This window comes from Paenibacillus phocaeensis, assembly GCF_900021165.1.
GTDB lineage: Bacteria > Bacillota > Bacilli > Paenibacillales > Paenibacillaceae > Fontibacillus > Fontibacillus phocaensis.
In genome coordinates, this window is record NZ_FCOQ01000008.1 from 71,624 (window position 1) to 92,860 (window position 21,237).

Consider the following 21,237-nt stretch of genomic DNA (forward strand, 5'->3'; position numbering starts at 1 on the left):
ATAAGTTACATAAAACATACTTTTGCAAAATTTTCATTACATCAGGAGGGGATGCGTATGGCCATACAAACTTCGGAATTGCTCCAGCTGCCGTTGCTAAGAAATATGAAGCTGCTGGGAGGCAAAAAAGGACTGAACCGGGTAGTGACGTGGCCGTACATTGGCGGCGAGGACTTCTCGCTAGAGTGGACGCGCGGCGGCGAAATACTGTTTCTCATAAACGCCGGGGGCCGCGAGGAATCCAGTGGATTGCGAAAATTGCTGGCCGATTGCGCCTCCAGAAACCTGGCCGGGTTGATTCTGCTTCATCCGCCGGATAACATCTCAGTCAAGACCGAACTGGCGCAATTGGCGGACAAATTAGACTTCCCCCTTCTGGAGCTGTCCGGGAACATAAAACCAACCGAAATCATGAGGGAAATCGGCGACGTCATTGTAAAGCAACAAAATGAACGCCGGCATCTCTACGATATGATTTATGAAATTTTATACGGAGCGCACGCCAACGTCGCAGCTGTCGAGAGACAGGCGGCGTTTTTCGGATATGATTTGAGCTCGGCGCATCAGGTTTGCGTGATCCGGGCAATCAACTTCGAGCACGTCGCCTTAAGCTCCGGGTATGTGGAAGACGATGCGCGGGCTGAATTCAAAAGCTATTTCAATCAAGTCGCATTAAACGCTGCCGCGCAATACATCCAGAACGTCATGGCTATACCGAAAGGCGGCAACGAAGCGGTCCTGTTGATTCCACTCAAACAAAACCACGATGAAAAAATGCGAATGAAGCAAATGGAAAATTTTTGCGAGCACATCATGAACATGTTTATCGGCCTAAAAGTCAAAGCCGGAATAGGCGGCGTCTCGGAAGTGGTATGGGAATGCAGAAAAAGTCTGAAAGAAGCGGAGCAGGCGTTGCAAATCGCCGTGAACACGGAAAACACCCGAATCGTAACAAAATTCGAGGACTTGGGCATGTTTCGGGTTTTATACAAATTTCCCGATATCTCCGTGTTGGATGAGTATGTCCAGTCTCAACTAGGACCTTTGCTGCAATACGACCACGTCAACAACGGCGAACTAGTGAAGACGCTCCAGACCTATTACGAATGCAAGCTAAACCTGAATCAAACCGCCAAGGAACTGTTCATCCATCGCAATTCGCTAATGTACCGGTTCAAAAAAATTGAAGAACTGATCGGCAAAAAACCGGACGATACCACAGCATATCAATCGCTCTTCTTCTCTATATTGCTCTATCGCTTTATAAATGTGCAAGGTGAACGATAACTCCCCGAACATTCTGTGCAATCCGTATGATGATTAGATGCCTCACCGTCCAATATACTAGTTATGTAAGGAAACCTTTCTATTCAAGTAGATAAAATAAAACATCATAAGTGAGGTAATCTAACAATGCAGGCTTATTTTGATGGGGTTCCAAAAACGTTGAAGGACGGCATTTTTCATGATCTTTTTCTCGATCCAACCAAAACGGCTGTAATTACCATTGACATGCATGACGGCCATCTGGCCGACGACCCGGAGTGCCCGTCGCCGGCGCCGCGGGGAAGGGAAATTATCGAGCCGATCAATCGCTTCACCGAAGTGTGCCGGACGCTGAACATCCCCGTTATCCACGTGCGTTCCGTGCTGCGCAAGGACGGCTCGGACGACATTCGCGGATATAAAAGCGCGTGGCGGATCTTATCGGAAATGCGCGATCAACCGCTGCCGTTCGCGGACCATCACGCACTGGAAGGAACCAAGTGGACGCGCTTCTCGGTGCAGGTGGAGGAAGAGGATTACACCGTGGATAGTAAAAAGCGGCTAAGCGCTTTTTATTCTACGGATCTTGAGCTGCTGTTGCGCAACCTCCGAAAGGAAACGATCGTCTTGACCGGGGCCCTGACCGACTGCTGCGTCTTGAACACAGCGTGCGATGGAGCAAACCGGGATTTCCGAGTCGTCGTTCCGCAGGATTTATGCCGAGGATATCTCGAGTTGGAACAATCGGCCTTGCAGATTATTTCCAGGTACTTTGGGCTTGTGGTGGATTCGGAAGCTTTAATCAATCAGTGGAAAAAATGAGATTTGAGGAGTGGGATGAGAAATGACCAGACAAAAAGCGAATGAAAAAAAAGGAAGTCGCGTTTCATTATGGTTGGCGGGCATGGCCATCGTTATCGGCTTGGCCGGCTGCTCCTCCGGTTCGGGCAACGAATCCGGCCCCGCGCCGGCAGATTCCGGCCAGGAGGTCGAAGTCTTGACGGTCGGGATCGGAAACGTCATTCCTCCGCAATTTTACGTCGACGAAAACGGCGAGCTTACCGGTTACGATCATGAAGTTCTGCAAAAGATCGATGAAAAGCTGCCGCAATTTGAATTCAAATACGAGCAGCTTGAGCTGGCGGCAACTTTAGTCGCCCTAGAATCCGGCAAGATTCAAATCGCCGACTGGCAGTTCGGCAAAACGGCGGAGCGGGAAGAGAAATTCCTCTACCCGGACGAGCCCTACGATATCGGTGTACTCAAGCTCATCACCCGTAAAGACAACCTGGAACTCAATACACTCGAAGATATGGCGGGAAAGAAGATGGCGCAAATGCCGACGTCCAGCTTTTACACCTACCTGAAGAAGTTTAACGAAGAACATCCGGGCCAAAAAATCGACGTACAAACGGTCGACAGCTTGCCCGTGGCGGATGCGATGAAAATGGTCGAATCGGGCCGTATCGACGGCACCCTGGCTCTCGCCGGCACTTACAATAAGCTGAATGAGGAACTGCAGTTGGATACCCGTTTAGGCGGCACCATCGATGCGTATCCGGTGTATCAGATCCTCCCCAAAGACCGCCCGGACATCAAGGAAGCCATCGACGGGGCGCTGAAAGAATTGCGTGAAGACGGCACGCTTTCCGAGTTGTCGAAAAAATGGTACGGGCTGGACAACTTTGCCGAATACGAATCGTTCACAAGCGGCCAATCGTCATCCAACCAATCCTTTGGCGGGTAAATCTTGAAGCGGCGCACCGGAGAGATCCGCGCCGGTAAGGAGGGGCTTCATGGAAAAGTTTTTCGACGTTGAATTTATGCTGCGCTCTATTCCCAAAGTGATCGAGGCGCTCCCCGTCACCCTTTTACTGCTGGTACTGTGCATGATTTTCGGCTTGTTGTTAGGCGGTCTGCTGACTTGGATGAAATTAAAGGGCCATCGGTCGCTGCAAACGGCAACGGGGGTTTACGTCTCATTTATGAGGGGAACCCCTCCTCTCGTTCAGCTGTTTTTGATTTATTACGGATTGCCGAACCTGCTGGCGCAATTAGGGCTTAATGTTAGCAGCTGGGATAAATTAGTTTTTGCAATTATTGCTTTTACTTTAAGCAACGCCGCTTATCTGTCCGAAACGATGCGTTCCGCTTATTTGGCCGTTCCGGCGGGGCAGCATGAAGCAGCGCAAAGCGTCGGAATGACAGGGTTCCAGTCGTTTCGCCGAATTATTTTGCCGCAGGCGCTCGCGGTAGCGATTCCCAATCTCGGAAACAGCTTGCTGATCGTTTTTAAGGATTCCTCCCTGGTCTTCAGCATCGGCATCGTAGAACTGTTAGGCAAAGCGAAGCTGATCAGCGCGGCGGGATACGGAGCCAAAAACTTGGAAGTATTCGTCGCTGCAGCGTTCGTCTACTGGATTTCCTGCATGATACTGGAGTACGGAACGGGCCTGTTGGAGAAACGTTACAAACGCAAGATGGGGCTGTCCGTATAGCTGACCCGGACGAAAGGGAAGTGAAATGCAAATGGACTTTTACCTGGAGCAATTTTGGAAGTTGTTGTCGGCAGCGCCGATTACACTGCTGCTCAGTGTCACCGCCATGTTTTTCGGCATGATTATCGCTATGTTTTGCGCGCTTGTGCTGATTTACAAAATACCGGTGATCCGAAGATGGGTGACCTTGTATTTATCGGTCATGCGGGGGACGCCGCTGTTGGTTCATCTGTTCATCGCCTATTACGGCATTCCGAAGCTCGTCGACGCGATAGCCGAAGCGACGGGGCTTCCGCTCTCGGTGAACGGAGTACACCCGATCGTCTTCGCGATCATTGCGCTAAGTCTTGAACGTTCGGCCTATCTGACCGAAGCGATTCGGTCCGCCCTGCTATCCGTGCCGAAGGGGCAGATGGAAGCGGCCTATTCCGTCGGCATGACGACGAGCGAAGCCTATCTTCGGGTTGTGTTCCCCCAGGCGTTCGTCGTGGCGATACCGAATTTGGGCAACTTATTTCTCGGGGGAGTCAAAGGGTCTTCGCTCGCATCAGTGGTGGCCGTGGTCGAAATGATGAACATGGCCAATATCGAGGCGACCGACTCCTATAGGTTCATGGAAATCTATGCGATCGTCTCGCTGATCTACTGGGGCATGTGCATTGCCTTTGAACAGTTGTTTGCCAGAATGGAGAAACGGATGGGGCATTTCCGAAAATCACTGCGTTAATCACCGGAAAAGGAGATGCGTTATGTTGCCTGATATTTGGGATGACGATGAACTAAAACAATGCGAAAAATACTTAATCGGTCTGCGCCGCCACTTTCACCGCTTCCCGGAGCTGGGGGGACAAGAAAAAGAAACCTGCGCGAAAATCGCCGGCGAGCTGGAGCAAATGGGGATTCGTGTTCGCCGGGTCGGCCACGCCGGCCTCATCGGCGAACTGACGGGCGCGCTTCCAGGCAAAACGCTCGTTCTGCGCAGCGACATGGACGCCATCCCCGTTCAGGAAAGCTCCTTCAATCTGCTGCGGGAGAAACTCGTAATTTCCGAACGCGAAGGCGTCGCCCATCTCTGCGGACACGACGGGCATATGGCGATGCTGCTTGGCGCGGCCAGGCTTCTGTCGCAGCGGAAGAACCGGATCAAAGGACGGATCTTGTTCTGCTTTGAGGAAGGCGCGGAGAAGGTGATCGGGCTGCAGGCGATGATGGACGCGCTCGCGGGAGAGAAGGTCGACGGCGCCTGGGGGATATACCTCGAGTCTTCCCTGCCGTCCGGCGGCTTTGCGGTGGAAGCAGGCGCACGGCTGGCCGGCGCCATCGGGTTTCAGATCACGGTTACCGGCGAAGGCGGGCACGGTTCACGTCCAGACAAAACGGTCAACCCGATCGATTGCTGTGCGCAAATCGTGGGCGACATCCAAGGCATGATCGCGCGAGAAATCAATCCTTACGAGAATGTGGTTCTGTCCTTCGGCAAAATCGAAGGCGGAAGCACATCCAACATGATTCCTGATACCTGCTCGATGTCGGGAACGATGCGTTTTTTTGACCGGAATGTCGGTTTGCATCTGCAAAACTCGTTCGGGCGCTGGGTCGAGCATATCGTCACCGCTCACCGCTGTCAGATCAGCATCGACTATTTCGGACGCGGCATGCCCGTGGTCAACCGTCCCGAGGATGCCGCGCGGGCCCGGGAAGCGATCCTCAAAGTGGTGCCGGAAGCCAAAAGCAACTACAGTTTACCGCCGCAAATGCGTTCGGACACGTTCGGGACTTATATCGACGAGTTCTCCGGCGTGTTTGTGTTATTGGGGATCGATAATCCGAAGCTCGGCACAGGGGCGGACGGCTACACGCGAAAATACGACCTGGATGAATCCTGTCTCATCAAAGGGACATTAGCCACCTTGGAATATGCAAAGCTGTTTTTGGACTGGGAATAACGATTACCTGTTGGAGAAAGAGGAGGGCCATTATGACGACAGAGCCAATGGTGCAGCTGAGCAACATCCACAAATCTTTTGGCGCGCTTCATATTTTGAAGGGGGTAAACTTGAATGTCGGCAAGGGAGAGGTCGTGGTTATCCTCGGTCCCAGCGGATCGGGCAAAACTACCCTGCTCCGCACCATTAACTTCCTGGAAAACGCCGACGAGGGCAGCGTTACGGTCAACGGTTTTACCGTGAAATGCCACCATCCCCACAAAAGGGATGTGCTCACTTTGCGCCGCAAAACAGCGATGGTGTTCCAGAATTACAATTTGTTTCAAAACAAAACGGTGCTGGAAAACGTCATGGAGGCGCTGGTCACCGTAAAAAAAATGAAGCGCGAAGAAGCGGAAGCCCAGAGCCGGGACGTACTGGAGAAGGTTGGCCTCAAGGAAAAGGCGGACTTTTACCCGACGCAAATTTCCGGCGGACAGCAGCAGCGCGCCGGTATCGCGCGGGCGCTAATTCTAAACCCGGACGTAATATTGTTCGATGAACCAACGTCCGCTTTGGATCCGGAACTCGTGGGAGAAGTGCTTGCGACGATCAAGGCGGTCGCGAGCACGGGAATTACGATGATCGTCGTGACCCATGAAATTTCGTTCGCTCGCGAGGTCGCCTCCCGCGTCGTGTTCATGGACGGCGGCAATATCATCGAAGAAGGAGGAACGGAAGAGATTCTCACGAATCCGCGGGAAGAGCGCACCAAACAGTTTTTAAAAAGAATCACTTCATGAGCCGATGGTGTATGAACTACCGGGGCCCGTTTCCGTTAATCGGATATTCAGAAGGAGCCAGTTATGAGCTTAATTTCAGCCTACAATGAGATTATTACCTTATTTTTCATCATGTTGATCGGCTTTGCCGTGATCAAATACAAAATCGTAACGGATACCTTCCGCAGCGATTTAAGCAATTTTCTTTTTTACGTCAGCATCCCGTGCACGATGATCCGCTCGATGAACCAGGAATTTTCACAGGACAAACTGCATGACGTGCTGATCATGGTCGGCATGAGCGCAGCCTTCCTCGTTTTCGGATATGCGCTCCGCTGGTTCGGGTTAAAGCTCCTTGGCGAAACGGATGTCAGGCGCAAAACGGTTTATGAATTCACTTTCGTCATCACCAATTACGGCTTCATGGGCTGGCCGGTGTGTTACGCCCTGTTCGGCGATGATGGCATGTTCTATTCGGCCATTTTTGCGATCCCGATTAACATCGTGTTTTATATCCTTGGCGGCCTCATCTTTTCCAAAATCAACGGCGACAAAGGAACGATGAGCTGGCGTATTTTGTTGACTCCGCCGAACATCGCCACTTTAATCGGCATCCTGCTCTTTTTGTTTTCCGTGAAAATCCCCGGAATTTTCTCCGGCGTCATCGATTTGATGTCGGCGACGACCACGCCGTTGGCGATGGCGGTGGCAGGGATGATGCTGGCCGCATTTAGCCTGAAAAAGGTGTTTACCAATCCGAAAGCATTTGTGTTCGCCGGCCTGCGCTTGCTGGCCCTGCCCCTGCTGTTCTTTGTTTTGCTTAAAATATTGGGTTTCGGCGGACTGGTTCTCGCCATTCCTGTTATTATCGCCGCGATGCCGACTCCGCCCAATCTGACGATACTGACGGAGCAATACAAAGCCGATTCGTATTTGGCGGCGCAGCTTATTTTTATTACGACATTGGTATCCGTGCTTACAATCCCGGCCATCGCCGCCGTGGTCGGATCCGGTCTATGACAAAAACACCCTCCATCAGGAGAGTGTTTCCCGCTACGTCCCAGGAGGGATTCGAACCCCCGACCGACGGCTTAGAAGGCCGTTGCTCTATCCAGCTGAGCTACTGGGACATCTCAAATATGAAAAAAAAGGATGCGTTAATTATTATAGCGCATCCTTTTTTATTTTTCAAAGCGCTTTTTGGCACAAAATCGGCGTTTTGCCTTCTCAATGAGGCAGTTGCTCCAACCGGGCGGCAATCTGCTCCTTAGCGAGCAGATTTTGCAGGAACGCCTTCCGCTGGGCCTCCGGTTCTGGCCAGCCCCGATCCCCGAACTGGTCCTCCGCCACCTCGGCGAACGCTTGATGCATACTATTGTCGTACCAGTCGATTTCCAAATCGGCATCGCTGCGGACCATCCGAATGATCTCATACCCGTTCCCGTCTTGCTTGCGGGCGATGTAAACAAATAGATCGGGGTCGCCCACCGCGCCCGGATATACCTGGATGACCGCACAGGGCCGCTCTTGATATTCGTCCATCCGCCGGTATTCAGCGTCCTTGATATAATATGTCACAGGCCATGCTCCTCTCGATGGATTCCCGGACCGGGCCGTTACAGCTGCGCTACTAATCCCGAGCGCTCCATTTGCTCCCGGGTCTCCGCCGTGCCGAGCCGGTAGATTTCACGGTACAATGCATTCAGATGGCTCTCGTAGCTGCGGTTTACGTCCCCCTCCGGCGTATCCGGCCAAGGGTACGTATAAGCGAGAAAGCCGCTTTCCTCCTTCTCTCCCAACTGCTCAAGCATCTGGCTTAGCGTATCCGCCTCCTGCCGCGTTGCCTCAACCTCCCATTCGTACGCCGCCGCCCCGGGATTATCCAGCAGCGAACGCCCTTGAACCGAGATGTAGTAAGGCTTCTTTTCCATGTCCATCCCTCCTTCCAATCGCTTGCTTCACCTCGCGCTTTGCCGCGTTCAAGCCATAGTTTTCCATAATGGACAGACATTTTATGCCCTGGTTCGGCATAATTTGTTAATACTTTTCACCCGGTCGGCAAGCGGGACTGTAAAAGCAATGCGGAGAGGAGATAGCCATAATGTGCGGAATAACCGGCTTTATCGAATGGAACCGGGATTTGACTCAAGAATCGGAACTCGTGTTATCCATGACGTCCTGTCTGGAAAAACGGGGACCCGATGCCCAGGGAACATGGATTTCTGGCCCGTGTGCTTTCGGACATCGGCGCCTTAGCGTCATGGACCCCGAAAATGGGGCGCAGCCGATGATCATCCATGAAGACGATGCGGTGTTCACGATTGTATATAATGGGGAAATTTATAACGCTCCGGAGCTGAAGGCTGAACTGCAGCGGAGGGGCCGCACGTTTCGCACCAACTGCGATACGGAGGTGCTGTTGCAATCGTATATCGAGTGGGGGCCGGATTGCGTGTACCGGCTGAACGGCATTTTTGCCTTCGCGATTTGGGACAGCGTTCGGGAGCATGTCTTCTTCGCCCGGGACCGCCTCGGAGTAAAACCGTTGTTCTACAGCGAGATCGACGGCACCTTGATCTTCGGCTCCGAGCCGAAAGCGATTCTGCGTCATCCCAAAGTCGAACCCGTCGTTGGGCCCGAAGGCCTCGCCGAGATCTTCGTGATCGGTCCGGCGCGAACGCCGGGCCATGGCGTATACAAGGACGTAAAGGAGCTCCGCCCGGGCCATGTGATGATCTTCAGCCGCAGCGGACTTCGCAAATACGCATATTGGAAGCTGGAAGCCGAGCCCCATACGGACAATGTGGAGGAAACGGCGGCAACCATTCGCAAGCTGCTGCAGGATACGATGGATCGTCAGCTTATTTCCGATGTGCCGGTATGCACCCTGCTGTCCGGCGGTCTGGACTCCAGCGCCCTGACAGCGCTGGCCGTCGATTACTACAAGCGGACCGGCCAGGGGCAAGTCCATACGTATTCCATCGATTACGTCGATAACGACAAGCATTTCCAAGCCCACAGCTACCAACCCGGCGCGGACGGTCCATGGATTCAGCGCATGGTCGAGGAATTGAAGACGGATCATCACGCGATTCAGTTCGATACTCCCGAGCTGGTCTCAGCGCTGCCGGATTCCACGATCGCCCGCGACCTGCCGGGGATGGCGGACGTTGACGCTTCGCTGCTGCTCTTTTGCCGGGAAATTAAAAAGGGGGCCACCGTCGCCATCTCCGGAGAAGCTGCGGATGAAGTCTTCGGCGGATACCCGTGGTTCCACCGCGAGGAGCTGCTTAACTCGGGAACGTTCCCATGGTCGGTGGCGACCGGGCTTCGCGCCGATTTACTGTCTCCGGAAATCCGCGAATGGATCAAACCGGAGCAGTATATTGCCGATCGTTACAGCGAAGCGGTAGGGGAGACGCCGAAGCTGGAAGGAGAGACGGGGGAACGGGCCCGAATGCGGGTGATGTCGTACCTGAACATCACTCGATTTATGCCCACGCTGCTCGACCGCAAGGACCGCATGAGCATGGCTGCGGGGCTCGAAGTCCGCGTTCCTTACTGCGACCATCGTCTGGTGCAATACGTCTGGAACATCCCGTGGGAGATCAAAACGACGGGGAACCGGGAGAAGGGGATTTTACGCAAGGCGCTTGAAGGCATTCTGCCCGAGGATGTGCTGTATCGCAAAAAAAGCCCTTACCCCAAAACACATAATCCGAACTATCTTACCGCGGTCCGCGATCAGATGGTAAAAATACTCGACGATCCGACCTCGCCGATCTTGCCGTTGATCGATGCCGGCAAAATTCGCGCCATTGCCGCATCCAAGGAATCGTCTTCCAACCTGCCCTGGTTCGGCCAACTGATGAGCGGCCCGCAGCTGTTTGCTTATTTGTCGCAAGTAAACTTCTGGTTAAGTACGTATAACGTCAAAATTCAATAATCCTACAGAAAAACCTGCCGCTAATTTTGATGAGCTGCAGGTTTTTCCGTTATTTCTCCGTATATCCGGCCGGACTACTTCCCTGCGGCCGTCCCGCTGAGCTTGTCCGCGAGCGCCCGCAGCGCCGCGCCGCGATGGCTGACGGCCTGCTTCTCTTCCATCGTGAGCTCGGCGAACGTCTTGTCGTAAGCCGGCAGATAGAACAACGGGTCGTACCCGAATCCGCCGCCCCCCGCCGGATCGGAGGTGATCCAGCCTTCGACCTCGCCGGAGGCTTCGATAAACTCCCCCTTCGCCGGTTCGTACAAGGCCAAATGGCAGACAAACCGCGCCGTGCTCAGCAGCGGCTGCTCCGTATCCTCACCCAGCCGCCGTTTCTCCAGCTCGACGAGCAGCTTCTCATTATTGTCCTCGTCACTGGCGACTTCGCCGGCATAACGTGCCGAATAGACGCCCGGCGCACCGTCCAGCTGATCGACGCAAAGTCCCGAATCGTCAGCCAGCACGGGCCGGCCAAGGGCGTCACCGACGGTTTTGGCTTTTTTTCGGGCGTTCTCCGCAAACGTCGTCCCATCCTCCACAACCTCCGGGACATCCGGATAGTCGGCCAGGCTCCGGACTTCCTTGCCCAGCGGCGCCAAAGCATGGGCGAACTCCCGTACCTTCCCGGCATTGCGGGTCGCAACGATGATCACCGGTCCTTCGATCATGCTTACACCGCCGATCCGGACTGCCTGCTGCCGATCTGCAGCGCGATGGGGCCAAGCGCCTCACGCTGCTGTTCGATCATCTCCCGGATCCCTTTCTCGGCGATCGCCAATAAGCCGTCCAACTCCGTGCGAGAGAACGGATTCTCCTCGCCGGTCCCCTGAACCTCAACGAATTGGCCCCGGCCGGTCATCACAACGTTCATGTCCACCTTGGCTTTGGAATCCTCCTCATAATTGAGATCCAGCAGCGTATCCTCCCCGACGATCCCTACGCTGACGGAGGCCAGGAAATCGGTGATCGGAAACTTCGGCAACGCATGCTTCTGGGCGATCTTGTGCATCGCCAGGGCCATGGCCACGAACGCTCCGGTAATCGACGTGGTCCGCGTTCCGCCGTCCGCCTGCAGCACATCGCAGTCGATCGTGATCGAGCGTTCGCCCAACGCCTGCAGGTCGACGACCGAACGCAGCGCGCGGCCGATCAGACGCTGAATTTCCATCGTCCGGCCGCTTAGCTTGCCGCGGGCCGATTCCCGCTGGTTGCGCGTTTGGGTCGCGCGAGGGAGCATCGCATATTCGGCCGTCACCCAGCCCTTGCCCTGGCCTTTCATAAACATCGGAACCTTCTCCTCGACGGTTGCCGTACACATTACCTTCGTATCTCCAACCTCAATATATACGGAACCCTCCGCATATTTATTAATATTTACGCTTAAATTCATCGGCCGGCGCTCGTCCGCCTGACGTCCGTTGCTTCTCATCCTCACTGCCTCCTACGATTTCTTGCTGTCTGTATGCTTTTCCTATTCTACCAAAGTGTGGGCACAAAAGCATCTTTCCATTCGGCCAAAAAAAGAACCCTGCACCTCGCAGGGTTCTCGGTTGTTCGGCGGTTCAGCATGTCGCGGAGATACACCGTTACAGTGGAATTTCGTTGATGGTCTCGGGCCGCATCACCGGTTCGCTGTAGGTCTGGTTGTCCAGGCCAACAACTTCCTTTTGCCCGTTCAGCCAAATGCGTACCTTGCTGTCATCCTGGTTCTCCGTGACTGTCAGCACCAGCGATTGCAGCATTTGCGCCGGCAGCTTCTCCCCGGCTTCGAACATATCGTCGGTCAGCGCGACGGTAACAACCCCGTCTTTCGAGACCTCGACGCTGTCCAGCTTGGTGTTGTCGGTCACAACGCGCTCCAGCCCATCGCCCTGCTGGGGTCCCTTGAGCAGCTCGCCAATCGCCGATTTCACGCGATCGCCGTCAGCCGGCACGAACCGGGTCACCGGCACGAAGTACTGAACGCCATCCGGGGTCGCCGCCGAGAAATAGACGATCACCGGGCTCAGTTGGGACAAGCCGGATTCCCCTTTCAACTCGAGATTGATGCCAAAGCTGCGGCTGAGCGGCCGATCCAGCGGCGTGCCGTTCACCGGCATCTCGTTCAGCTTCTCCCCGTCCACCCAGAGTTGAACCTTCTCCACATCCGGCGTTTCCGTGAGCGTCCAGGTCAATGCCTCGAGGATTTTGCGTTCGTCTGCAGCTTCGTAGCCGGCGAATGCCTTATTGAACTCGACGACGGCCAGCTTCTCGTCTTGTTTGACCGTGACCGCCTTCACCTCGCTGCCCGCCGGAAGAATCCCGCTGAACCCGGCCGGGAGCATGCCGGCATACTTGCCGTCCTTCACCAGCATCTCCAGCATTCGGTTCAGCTTCAGCGAGGCCTCGCCTTCGGGCAAATGCAGGGCAACCGGGGCCAACTTGCCTTGCTCGTTCACCAAATACACCGTAGACAGGGCTTCCTCCGGGTTAAAGCTTGTCTGTTCTACAGCGTCAAGTCCCTCCAGCATCCGGGTTTCCATATCGGTAGGCGGAGGATCGATTTGGGCGGCGCTTCCCCCAAACATGCCGCAGCCCGACAGCAGCAGCGGGAGCGAGATTGCTCCGGCGGCAGCGGTATTTCGCATTCGGCGGTTCCATTTCATTTTAGCTCGTGCCTCCCTGAGTTTTTCATTTAGCTAAGGTTTGTATTACTATATATACGAGACCTGTCCTGAAAAATAACTATATTTTTCCGGGAACTGGACAAACTGCTTCATATCTTGTCGATTCAACTAAATCAAGAGGAGTAGAGCGTATGGGGATGGAACAACCGAAAGCCAAAGTGCCTTATAGTCTGAACAGTAAGAAAGTTGCCGACGCCACCAAGGAGTGGCTGCATAAACGCGGCGTCACTACGGAGCAAATCGCCGAACTCGTTCTGTTTCTGCAGCAGAAATACTACCCGAACCTGACGATGGAAGAGTGCATTCATAACGTGGAGCAGGTGCTGACGAAACGCGAGGTGCAAAATGCGGTGCTGACCGGCATTCAGCTTGATATTCTGGCGGAGCAGGGGATGCTGATCCCCGAACTGCAGGACATGATCGCCAATGACGAAGGATTGTATGGGGTTGATGAAATATTGGCTTTCTCGATCGTTAACGTATACGGAAGCATCGGCTTCACCAACTACGGCTATGTCGACAAGCTGAAACCCGGTATATTGGAGCAGTTGAACGACAAGTCGCTGGGGCCGTGCAACACCTTCCTGGACGATATCGTCGGCGCCATCGCAGCCTCGGCCAGCAGCCGGATCGCGCACCGCAAACAAGCGGAACGGGAAAAGGAACGCGGCGAGGAGACGCTGGATTCCGAACGGTAAACAATCCGCAAAACAAGAAGGGCGGCAAACGATGCCGCCCTTCTTGTCCATTCAAGATCCCCGTGCGAAACAGATGACTTCATCTTCGCCATCTCCTGGCGCCTGCTCTTCGGCTCTCCCTTGCCGAACCAGTTCCACCAAGTGCGCCAGCGTCTCCGACATCGCAAAGCGCATTTGGTGTATGCCCAGCTCGGTGCCGAACAAGGCGGCGCAGACCTCGAAAGCGGTCTGCGGCCGCTCCCGCAGCAAGCCTTCGATGCGCAGAAGCCGCTCCTCGTGATGCTGAAGCAGCAGTCGCACCCGCTCCGCAAAATAATCAAACGGTCGGCGATGTCCCGGGTAAGCGGTCGCAACTTCATAAGCGCTCAGTTTCACGAGCGAATCGAGGAACGACTGCAGCGGCTGCGGGTCGCTGCCGGGCAGGAAGCTGACATTAGGGGAGATTTGCGGCAGCACCGCATCCCCGCAAAACAACAGCTTCCGCTCGGGATCATAAAACGACAGATGCCCCGGGGCATGTCCTGCCGTTTCAATTGGCCGCCAGGCTCGTCCCCCCATCCGGATCGGTTCTCCCTCGCGGAGGAACGTCACCTCGGGAGCAGGGGTCACCTGGTTGACAAAGCCGTGCAGATGACTCGGCAGCTGGCCATGCCAAGACTGCGGCATCCCGTGCCGCCGGAACAATTCGGGCAGCGCTTCGTGCATACGGCTGTCTTCTCCCCACATCAACCGCGTCTCCTCGTAAGCCCGCGGGGACATGAATACGGCCGCCCCGGTGACCTCCTGCAGGTATCCCGCCAAGCCATAATGATCGGGATGATGATGGGTCAGGACAATTTGAGTTACGTCGCGAGGGGAAATCCGGAGGTCCTGCCAAGCCGCCTGCCACTCCCGTATCGTCTCCTCCGTCCGCGGACCCGGGTCAAGGATGGTAATCCCCTCATCTCCGCGCAGCACGTAGCTGTTCACCTGGCGCAGGGGAGGGGCCATCGAAATGGGGACACGGGCAACGAGTTCCCGATCCCATAGCTGGATGTCCGGCAGCAGCGTCATAGGCGCACCCCCACCAGGATCATGCGCCGGGACGTATCCGGGTCGTAGCGCTCTTCGTTATAATCTCCATGTACGTTCTGCAATTCCAATCCAGCCTCCTTCAGCATGCGACGAAAATCCTCCAACCCGTACAGCTTGATCCGCTCCATGTAATGCCTCGGTACTCCGCCGGGAGCGGTAATGGCGATGTCTTTGAAGACATACCCGTCTTCGATTCGCCGCCGCTCTACAATTCGCTCCCCGTGATCCTCCCGTTCCGATTGCGGTACAAGGCGGGCCTTCACATCAGCGGGATTCAAATAATCGAGGAGGAAACTTCCGCCCGGCTTCAGCACGCGGGCAACTTCCTTCAGCACCTTGATTTGCTCCGCATCCTCCCTAAAATAGCCGAACGATGTAAACAGGTTCACCGCCGCATCAAACGTCTGGTCCAGAAGGGGCAGCCGGCGCATATCGGCCTGGTGCCAGGTGACTCGTCTCTCCGAGTCAAGGCGTCTTGCCTCGCGAAGCAGCACCTCCGACAGATCCACACCGGTCACCTTGTAGCCGGCTTCGGCCAACGCCAGAGAATGGCGTCCCATGCCGCAGCATAAGTCCAGCACCTTCGCTCCGGAAGCCAGATGCAGCCAGCGGATCATCCGCTGCACTTCATGTTTCGCACCCTGCGCATCGCGGTGCTTATACACCAGCAAGTAGTCTTCACCAAAACTGAGCTCATACCATTCCGCCATCTTCTCCTGCCTCCATACCTGCCATTGCTGCCAGATCTGTCACGAACCCTTCATTTTATCCTCATTGTACCGCCAGGCTCCCGGAAACACAAAGTCTTCGTTGAGGCTCCCCCCGTATACGAAAAACCGCCGGGGCTGCTGCCCCGACGGTCCAATTGCGGCTGGAGTTAATTCCGCCTTACTCGGCTTTAGTTGCATCCGTTAACGTATTGGTAATCTTCGCTTTGCTGCGCACATCTTCCAGCCACGTTCCCGACAGGCTGGAGACCTGTTGGGAGACCAGGCCTTTGCGGATCTCGTCCTTCTTCTCCTCCAGCGTAGCGGTGTGAGCTTCCTTCTTGTCAGTGACTTTGATGACCTGGTAGCCTTCGCTGGTCTTCACAGGTTCGCTGACCTCGCCTTTTGCCAGCTTAAAGGCCGCCGTCTCCACCGCTTCCTCCTTCTCGCCGCGAGCGAAGAAATCGGTGTCTCCGCCTTGTTCCTTCGTCGCCGGATCCAGCGACTTGCTCTTCGCCAGCTCTGCGAAGTCCGCGCCTTCGTCTAACTGCTTCACGATATCCTTCGCTTCCTGCTCCGTGGCAACCAGAATAACGGAGGTCCGAACTTGCTCCGGTGTATTAAAGGAGTCTTTGTAAGACTCGAACGTTTGCTTGATCTGCTCGTCCGTCACCTTGATCTGCGGCTCCAGCAGCTTGGTCAGCTTCAGCTCCATCACGACCTGCTTGCGCAAATCGTCCATCGTCATACCGTACTGCACCAAAGCCTGACTCAGCGCCTCTTCCGAGCCAAACTGGGTCTTATAGCTTTCAATTTCAGCGTCGATGTCGGCATCGGTTATCGTAATATTCTTCTTGGCGGCCTCCTGGTTCACGAGCTCCTGGTTGATCAGGTTCGTCAGTGCCTGTTCACCGCCGTTGGCTGCCAGCTCATCATACAGCCGATCCTTCGTAATCTCCACGCCGTTGACCGTAGCCACCGCCTCCGCTTTGGTCGAGACAAACGGCGGTTTGATCAATACGATAATCAGCAAGACGGCCAGAATCAGCGATACGATGGGCCAAACTTTACTGCCGGATTTGGAGGTTTGAACCGCTGCGGCTTCGGGCTCCCCATTCTGGGAGACCATGACCGGCGTCGCATCCTCGTCGGCCCCGGCGTCTTGGGCGATAAAATCCGCATCGTCTGCCGGATCGTATTTCTCCTCTTTCGACTCGCCCGCGCCAGCTTCCGCCGTTACGGCTTGTCCTTCCGAGGTCCGCGTCTCCTCCTCAGCGGCACCGGTTTCGGTCCCGGCGGCCTCCAGCTCTTTTTTTTCTTTGTCTTCCATAAGTCGTTGCGACTCCCTTCTTCTGCAGCATTCATTTTTAATTCAACCGTACTTTCTTGACTTTACCAGAAATCGCAGGTCCTTACCTTAAATATTCCTAAAAAAAGCGTTGCTGAATTTAAGATGAATTTAAGGAAACGCGAGGACCCGCTGGCAACATGCGAACCCCGTCATTCGTGTTCTCGGCAAAAAAGGTGTAGAATATACGGGTAAAACTAGTTCGGGAGGAACGATTCGACGATGGATTATCAAGCCTATTTTTCTACAAACCGCGAACAACACTTAAATGAACTTGGCGAATTGCTGCGAATTCCCAGCGTTTCCGCCTTGTCTGAACACAAAGGCGACGTGCTGAAGGCGGCCGAATGGATCGCCGAAGCCTTGCGCCGGGCCGGCATGGAATCGGTGGAGGTTCATCCAACCGCCGGGCACCCGGTCGTTTATGCCGAACATTTGCATGCTCCAGGCAAACCGACGGTATTGGTTTACGGTCATTACGACGTCCAACCGGTGGATCCGCTGAATCTGTGGGACACGCCGCCTTTCGAGCCGTCCATTCGGGACGGTAAGCTGTACGCCCGCGGGGCGACGGACGATAAGGGCCAAGTATTTATGCATATTAAGGCCGTTGAAGCGATTTTGAAGCAGGAGAAAGAACTGCCGATAAATATCAAGTTCTGCATCGAAGGGGAAGAGGAAGTGACCAGTCCGAACCTGCCTTCCTTCCTGGAAGCCAATCAGGAGAAGCTGGCCGCAGACGTGATTCTGATCTCCGACACCGCGTTGATGGCGCCGGGCAAGCCGGCGATCTGCATCGGTCTTCGCGGCTTGTGCGCCATGGAGGTCTCGGTCTACACCGCCAACACCGATCTGCACTCCGGAACGTATGGCGGCGGCGTGCCTAACGCGCTGCACGCGCTTGTTGCACTGCTCGCTTCCCTGCATGACGAACAGGGACGGGTAACGGTGGAAGGCTTCTACGAAGGCGTTCATCAGCTGTCCGCGCTGGAGCGTGAGGAGTTCGTCAAGCAGCAATTCGACGAGGAGAAGCTGAAGCGCGATCTCGGCTTGAGCGAGCTGTACGGCGAAGCGGGTTACTCCTTCGTCGAACGCACAGGAGCCCGGCCAACGCTGGAATTGAACGGGGTCTACGGCGGATTCCAAGGGGAAGGGACCAAGACGGTATTGCCGAAGGAAGCCCACGCCAAAATCACCTGCCGCCTCGTCGGCGACCAGGACCCGCAAGCCACGATCGACCGCATTGAGCGTCATCTGCGCCAGCACCTGCAGCCAGGAGCGACGCTCAAAGTCAAAGCAACCGAGAAAGCTCGGGCCTTCACGTGCAATCCGGAAGATCCGATGCTGCAAAAGGCGGCCGACGCCTATGAAGCCGTGTACGGCACCCGGGCGCTGTTCACCAAGGACGGCGGTTCGATTCCGATCGTCGAAACCTTGTCCCGCGTCTTGTCGGCCCCGGCCGTGATGATGGGTTTTGGACTGCCGGACGAGAACCTGCACGCACCTAATGAGCATTTCAACCTGGAGAACTTCGATAAAGGGCTGCTGACGATCGTTCATTATTTGAAGTCGCTGTAGAGCTTATTGCCTACCCCTAATTTGTATGAAATTTCGAATACATTCCGCCAATGTCGCCGAAATCACCCGAATGTATTCGATTTTTCAAATCCAAATTGTCTTGAAGGACCCAAAGTACCGTAATATATTCGATTTTTCATACATAATTGCGCGCGTTGCCCGTACACTCCCCTAATATGTATGAAATTTCGAATACATTCTGCCAAAACCCGCCCCTAGGGCGGTTTTTTTATTGCATTCCTCCATAAATTCGAATAATATAGAACAGTAATGTTGTTCTATATTTATAGAACTTATAATATTCGGAGCTCAGTCCGTCTATTAGGAGAGGAACGTGAAAGCGCAATGGACTATCAACTTGAAGTGGATTTTGCACCCGTTTACGAATGTGTGGCCAGCCTAACGGCTTTTTTCGCGAAACAAAATCATGGCGCCATGGATGCCGGGAAATGGTGGGTTAAAGAAGTTCAGGAGTTATTTGCCCCCGCGACGCTGCAGAACATGCGGGCCTCTCTCAAACAGTTGGATGATTTCAGCCTGTCCCCGTACATCTGGAATTGTCCGGGTTCGCGTGATGTCGCCGATTTTGTGGAATGGTTCGCCGGGTTGTCGACAGGGGAGCTGTACGAAATATCAGCGGCCTGCAGTCAATCCGTCCCCGCCAATCTCACGGAGCTCCGCGATGCGGCTTGTGAAGTTTTGCAGGAATGGAACCTGCGGTACTTCTCCCGGATCGATCCCTGGATCCTCGAGGGTTTGCAGCAGGAGGCGTGCGCCCTGAGAGCCCGATTGGCCGAACGGAGCAGCATGGAGATTTATGAAATGGCTACGAACGGGATGCGATTGTACCCAGGGGACACCTTAAACCGGGTCGTGCTTATTCCCCAATATCATGCTCGTCCCTTAGTCACTTCCAGCATCTTCGAGACGATGATCTTCACCCATTATTCCTGCGACCTGTTTCCGCCGACTCCCGGGTACCCCGCCCCCGGATTGCTTCGCTTAACCCGGGCGCTGTCGGATGAAACCCGGCTGCGCATTCTCCGCCTGCTGGCCGGGAAGCAGATGACGTTTACCGAAATCGCCCGCGACATCGCCATATCCAAAAGTACGATCCATTACCATCTGATCGCGCTTCGGGCGGCAGGACTCGTAATCGTGCATTACCGGGGGAAAGGGTCTGAGTTTAAGTCGGTCGAATACAGCCTGCGCCGCGAAGCGTTAAACGGCTTGAACAGCCAAATGGACAGCTACTTCGAGAGCGCTGCGCCTTCCGGCGTCAACCTGGGGGAATAAGGGGATGGCTGCCTCGAAACGTCGCGCTTATTACGGGCTCCTGTCCACGATTGCCTTGAGCGGCTTTGGGGATGCGTTTGGCTTGCTTGCGATGGAGTGGTTGGTGTACGAAATCACCGGCTCAAAACTGGCGATGGGAGCACTCGCTCTCTCTTCCGGCATCCCGGAGCTGGTGATTCGGCTGCTCGGTTCGCCGCTCTCCGACAGACTGCCCCGCAATCGCCTGATGGCTGGTCTCGCCAGCGTACGATTGATCGCCATCCTTCTGCCTTGGTTAGCCGGCATGACCGGGCATCTGCAGTTATGGCAGTTATTCCTGGCTGCCGGGCTTAGCGGCTCGTGCTCGGCCCTGTTCATGCCAACCGCCATGGCTCTCGTGCCGGAAGCCGCCGGTTCGCGCAAATTAACCCGTGCTTTCGCTATGATTGACGGTTGCCGGAACGCGGCGGCCTTGGCCGGTCCGGCGATCGCAGGCGGCGTCGTAGCCGGGTTTGGATCGCTCCCCGCGCTGGGGATCAACGCGGCGTGTTACCTGGCGGCGATCGCTATGCTGCTGTTATTGCCGAAGAGTACGCACCGAAATGAAGCTCCGTCCGCTTCCATCGCGGCTTACTTGCGAGAAATCGGCGAAGGCTTTTCGTTTTACAGGCAAGTCCCGGCTATGTTCGCCGTCATGGTGATGGTTTCGATCAGCAACATGTGTCAAGGTGCCATCTGGACGATGATGGTTCCGTTCGTCAGCGAGATCCTGCAACGTGACGCGGCGACCATGGGGACCTTCACGACAGCTACTGCATTGGGGTCCCTGGCGGGGCTTGCCCTGATTTCCTGGCTGGGGGATATCCGCCAGCGACGGCGGGTCATGGTCTTGAGTCTGGCCGCGATAGGGGGCTTCAACGCCATCCTCGGCTTGACCCAGAGCTATCCCGTGGCTCTCGTCGCACTGTTTGCCTCGGGCATTTTCGGCCCCTTCTTCGGTTCGCTGAGTTCTTCGCTGCACGGCAAGCTCGTTCCCGGCCGCTTGCAAGGGCGCGTCAATGCGAATCGGTTCCTGATCGGCGGCGCCTTGTATCCTGTCGGGACATTCGCCGGGAGTATCGTCGCCGAGCATTATGGCGTGCAGATGATGTTTCTGGCGGCAGGATTGCTCCCGATCTTCAGCTCTTGCGTCATGCTGCTCCTCCCTGGGCTTCGACAGCTTGATGGGGAGTTATCCGAACTCCGCACCCCCTTCCAGTCCGTCCCTGCGGCCGTTTCGGATCAGAGCCAGGTTCACCTGGATGCTTGACCTCCGCAGCTGCCTGAGGGCAGCCCGGAGGTTGTTCCCCCTGATTTCGCGCGACGGAGCATTCAAAACAAAAAAACCTCCTCTCTCCCCCTTACGGGATGAAAAAGAAGGCTTGCGGCTTTC

Annotated in this window: 21 protein-coding genes and 1 tRNA gene; 13 read left to right on the forward strand and 9 right to left on the reverse strand. The window is 55.2% G+C overall.

Translation table 11 applies throughout. The annotated features are described in order from the left end of the window. The first annotated feature begins 57 nt into the window (after nucleotides 1–57). The 8 genes from BN3795_RS02325 (at nucleotide 58) to BN3795_RS02360 (ending at nucleotide 7,491) form a co-directional block, all read left to right on the forward strand. Nucleotides 58–1,287 carry a PucR family transcriptional regulator gene (locus BN3795_RS02325; protein ID WP_068783142.1) on the forward strand — a complete coding sequence of 410 codons (1,230 nt, stop codon included), beginning with the start codon at nucleotides 58–60 and terminating at the stop codon, nucleotides 1,285–1,287. Between the two features lie 126 nt (nucleotides 1,288–1,413). Next, nucleotides 1,414–2,088: a cysteine hydrolase family protein gene (locus BN3795_RS02330; RefSeq protein ID WP_068783143.1), complete on the forward strand. Its 675-nt coding sequence runs from the start codon at nucleotides 1,414–1,416 to the stop codon at nucleotides 2,086–2,088. A 22-nt stretch (nucleotides 2,089–2,110) separates the two neighbouring features. Continuing rightward, nucleotides 2,111–3,013, forward strand: a complete 903-nt coding sequence (locus BN3795_RS02335) for a transporter substrate-binding domain-containing protein (protein WP_068783144.1) — start codon at nucleotides 2,111–2,113, stop codon at nucleotides 3,011–3,013. Nucleotides 3,014–3,062: 49 nt separating this feature from the next. Further along, nucleotides 3,063–3,764, forward strand: a complete 702-nt coding sequence (locus BN3795_RS02340) for an amino acid ABC transporter permease (RefSeq protein WP_068783145.1) — start codon at nucleotides 3,063–3,065, stop codon at nucleotides 3,762–3,764. A 31-nt stretch (nucleotides 3,765–3,795) separates the two neighbouring features. Then, complete coding sequence (locus tag BN3795_RS02345; protein WP_178075821.1) at nucleotides 3,796–4,491, forward strand: amino acid ABC transporter permease; 696 nt, start codon at nucleotides 3,796–3,798, stop codon at nucleotides 4,489–4,491. Nucleotides 4,492–4,513: 22 nt separating this feature from the next. Further along, on the forward strand, nucleotides 4,514–5,710 hold the full coding sequence (locus BN3795_RS02350; protein WP_068783147.1) for a M20 metallopeptidase family protein: 1,197 nt from the start codon (nucleotides 4,514–4,516) through the stop codon (nucleotides 5,708–5,710). Nucleotides 5,711–5,757: 47 nt separating this feature from the next. Beyond that, nucleotides 5,758–6,492: an amino acid ABC transporter ATP-binding protein gene (locus BN3795_RS02355; RefSeq protein WP_068783272.1), complete on the forward strand. Its 735-nt coding sequence runs from the start codon at nucleotides 5,758–5,760 to the stop codon at nucleotides 6,490–6,492. A gap of 63 nt (nucleotides 6,493–6,555) precedes the next feature. Then, complete coding sequence (locus BN3795_RS02360; RefSeq protein ID WP_068783148.1) at nucleotides 6,556–7,491, forward strand: AEC family transporter; 936 nt, start codon at nucleotides 6,556–6,558, stop codon at nucleotides 7,489–7,491. Between the two features lie 36 nt (nucleotides 7,492–7,527). Here BN3795_RS02360 and BN3795_RS02365 read toward each other — a convergent pair. The 3 genes from BN3795_RS02365 to BN3795_RS02375 all read right to left on the reverse strand — a co-directional run bounded on the left by BN3795_RS02365 (nucleotide 7,528) and on the right by BN3795_RS02375 (nucleotide 8,402). Further along, nucleotides 7,528–7,601: transfer RNA gene (locus BN3795_RS02365), tRNA-Arg, on the reverse strand. A 97-nt stretch (nucleotides 7,602–7,698) separates the two neighbouring features. Then, nucleotides 7,699–8,049: a hypothetical protein gene (locus BN3795_RS02370; protein WP_232729833.1), complete on the reverse strand. Its 351-nt coding sequence runs from the start codon at nucleotides 8,047–8,049 to the stop codon at nucleotides 7,699–7,701. 38 nt (nucleotides 8,050–8,087) lie between these two features. Beyond that, nucleotides 8,088–8,402 carry a hypothetical protein gene (locus BN3795_RS02375; protein WP_068783149.1) on the reverse strand — a complete coding sequence of 105 codons (315 nt, stop codon included), beginning with the start codon at nucleotides 8,400–8,402 and terminating at the stop codon, nucleotides 8,088–8,090. A gap of 170 nt (nucleotides 8,403–8,572) precedes the next feature. Between BN3795_RS02375 and asnB the strand changes: the two genes are divergently transcribed. Further along, the gene (gene asnB / locus BN3795_RS02380; protein ID WP_068783150.1) at nucleotides 8,573–10,417 is read left to right on the forward strand and encodes an asparagine synthase (glutamine-hydrolyzing); all 1,845 of its coding nucleotides are present in this window, start codon (nucleotides 8,573–8,575) and stop codon (nucleotides 10,415–10,417) included. A gap of 74 nt (nucleotides 10,418–10,491) precedes the next feature. On the opposite strand, the gene BN3795_RS02385 is transcribed toward asnB, so the two are convergent. The 3 genes from BN3795_RS02385 to BN3795_RS02395 form a co-directional block, all read right to left on the reverse strand. Further along, nucleotides 10,492–11,127 (reverse strand): XTP/dITP diphosphatase, encoded by a 636-nt coding sequence (locus tag BN3795_RS02385; RefSeq protein WP_068783151.1) that lies wholly within the window; start codon nucleotides 11,125–11,127, stop codon nucleotides 10,492–10,494. Nucleotides 11,128–11,129: 2 nt separating this feature from the next. Then, nucleotides 11,130–11,888 carry a ribonuclease PH gene (gene rph / locus BN3795_RS02390; RefSeq protein WP_068783152.1) on the reverse strand — a complete coding sequence of 253 codons (759 nt, stop codon included), beginning with the start codon at nucleotides 11,886–11,888 and terminating at the stop codon, nucleotides 11,130–11,132. A gap of 157 nt (nucleotides 11,889–12,045) precedes the next feature. Beyond that, nucleotides 12,046–13,104 carry a GerMN domain-containing protein gene (locus BN3795_RS02395; protein ID WP_068783153.1) on the reverse strand — a complete coding sequence of 353 codons (1,059 nt, stop codon included), beginning with the start codon at nucleotides 13,102–13,104 and terminating at the stop codon, nucleotides 12,046–12,048. 152 nt (nucleotides 13,105–13,256) lie between these two features. Here BN3795_RS02395 and BN3795_RS02400 point away from each other — a divergent pair, with 152 nt between their 5' ends. Next, nucleotides 13,257–13,823, forward strand: a complete 567-nt coding sequence (locus tag BN3795_RS02400) for a phosphatidylglycerophosphatase A family protein (RefSeq protein WP_408634996.1) — start codon at nucleotides 13,257–13,259, stop codon at nucleotides 13,821–13,823. 51 nt (nucleotides 13,824–13,874) lie between these two features. On the opposite strand, the gene BN3795_RS02405 is transcribed toward BN3795_RS02400, so the two are convergent. The 3 genes from BN3795_RS02405 to BN3795_RS02415 form a co-directional block, all read right to left on the reverse strand. Then, complete coding sequence (locus BN3795_RS02405; RefSeq protein ID WP_068783154.1) at nucleotides 13,875–14,876, reverse strand: MBL fold metallo-hydrolase; 1,002 nt, start codon at nucleotides 14,874–14,876, stop codon at nucleotides 13,875–13,877. Further along, on the reverse strand, nucleotides 14,873–15,607 hold the full coding sequence (locus BN3795_RS02410; protein ID WP_068783155.1) for a class I SAM-dependent methyltransferase: 735 nt from the start codon (nucleotides 15,605–15,607) through the stop codon (nucleotides 14,873–14,875). Before BN3795_RS02410 ends, BN3795_RS02405 begins: the two co-directional genes overlap by 4 nt. A 178-nt stretch (nucleotides 15,608–15,785) precedes the next feature. Continuing rightward, nucleotides 15,786–16,934 carry a peptidylprolyl isomerase gene (locus tag BN3795_RS02415; protein WP_068783156.1) on the reverse strand — a complete coding sequence of 383 codons (1,149 nt, stop codon included), beginning with the start codon at nucleotides 16,932–16,934 and terminating at the stop codon, nucleotides 15,786–15,788. Nucleotides 16,935–17,174: 240 nt separating this feature from the next. Here BN3795_RS02415 and BN3795_RS02420 point away from each other — a divergent pair, with 240 nt between their 5' ends. From BN3795_RS02420 to BN3795_RS02430, 3 genes are all read left to right on the forward strand, one after another. Then, nucleotides 17,175–18,530 (forward strand): dipeptidase, encoded by a 1,356-nt coding sequence (locus tag BN3795_RS02420; protein ID WP_068783157.1) that lies wholly within the window; start codon nucleotides 17,175–17,177, stop codon nucleotides 18,528–18,530. Nucleotides 18,531–18,875: 345 nt separating this feature from the next. After that, nucleotides 18,876–19,826: an ArsR/SmtB family transcription factor gene (locus BN3795_RS02425; protein ID WP_068783158.1), complete on the forward strand. Its 951-nt coding sequence runs from the start codon at nucleotides 18,876–18,878 to the stop codon at nucleotides 19,824–19,826. A gap of 4 nt (nucleotides 19,827–19,830) precedes the next feature. After that, entirely contained in the window at nucleotides 19,831–21,114 is a 1,284-nt protein-coding gene (locus BN3795_RS02430) for an MFS transporter (RefSeq protein WP_068783159.1), read from the forward strand. Nucleotides 21,115–21,237 lie beyond the last annotated feature (123 nt).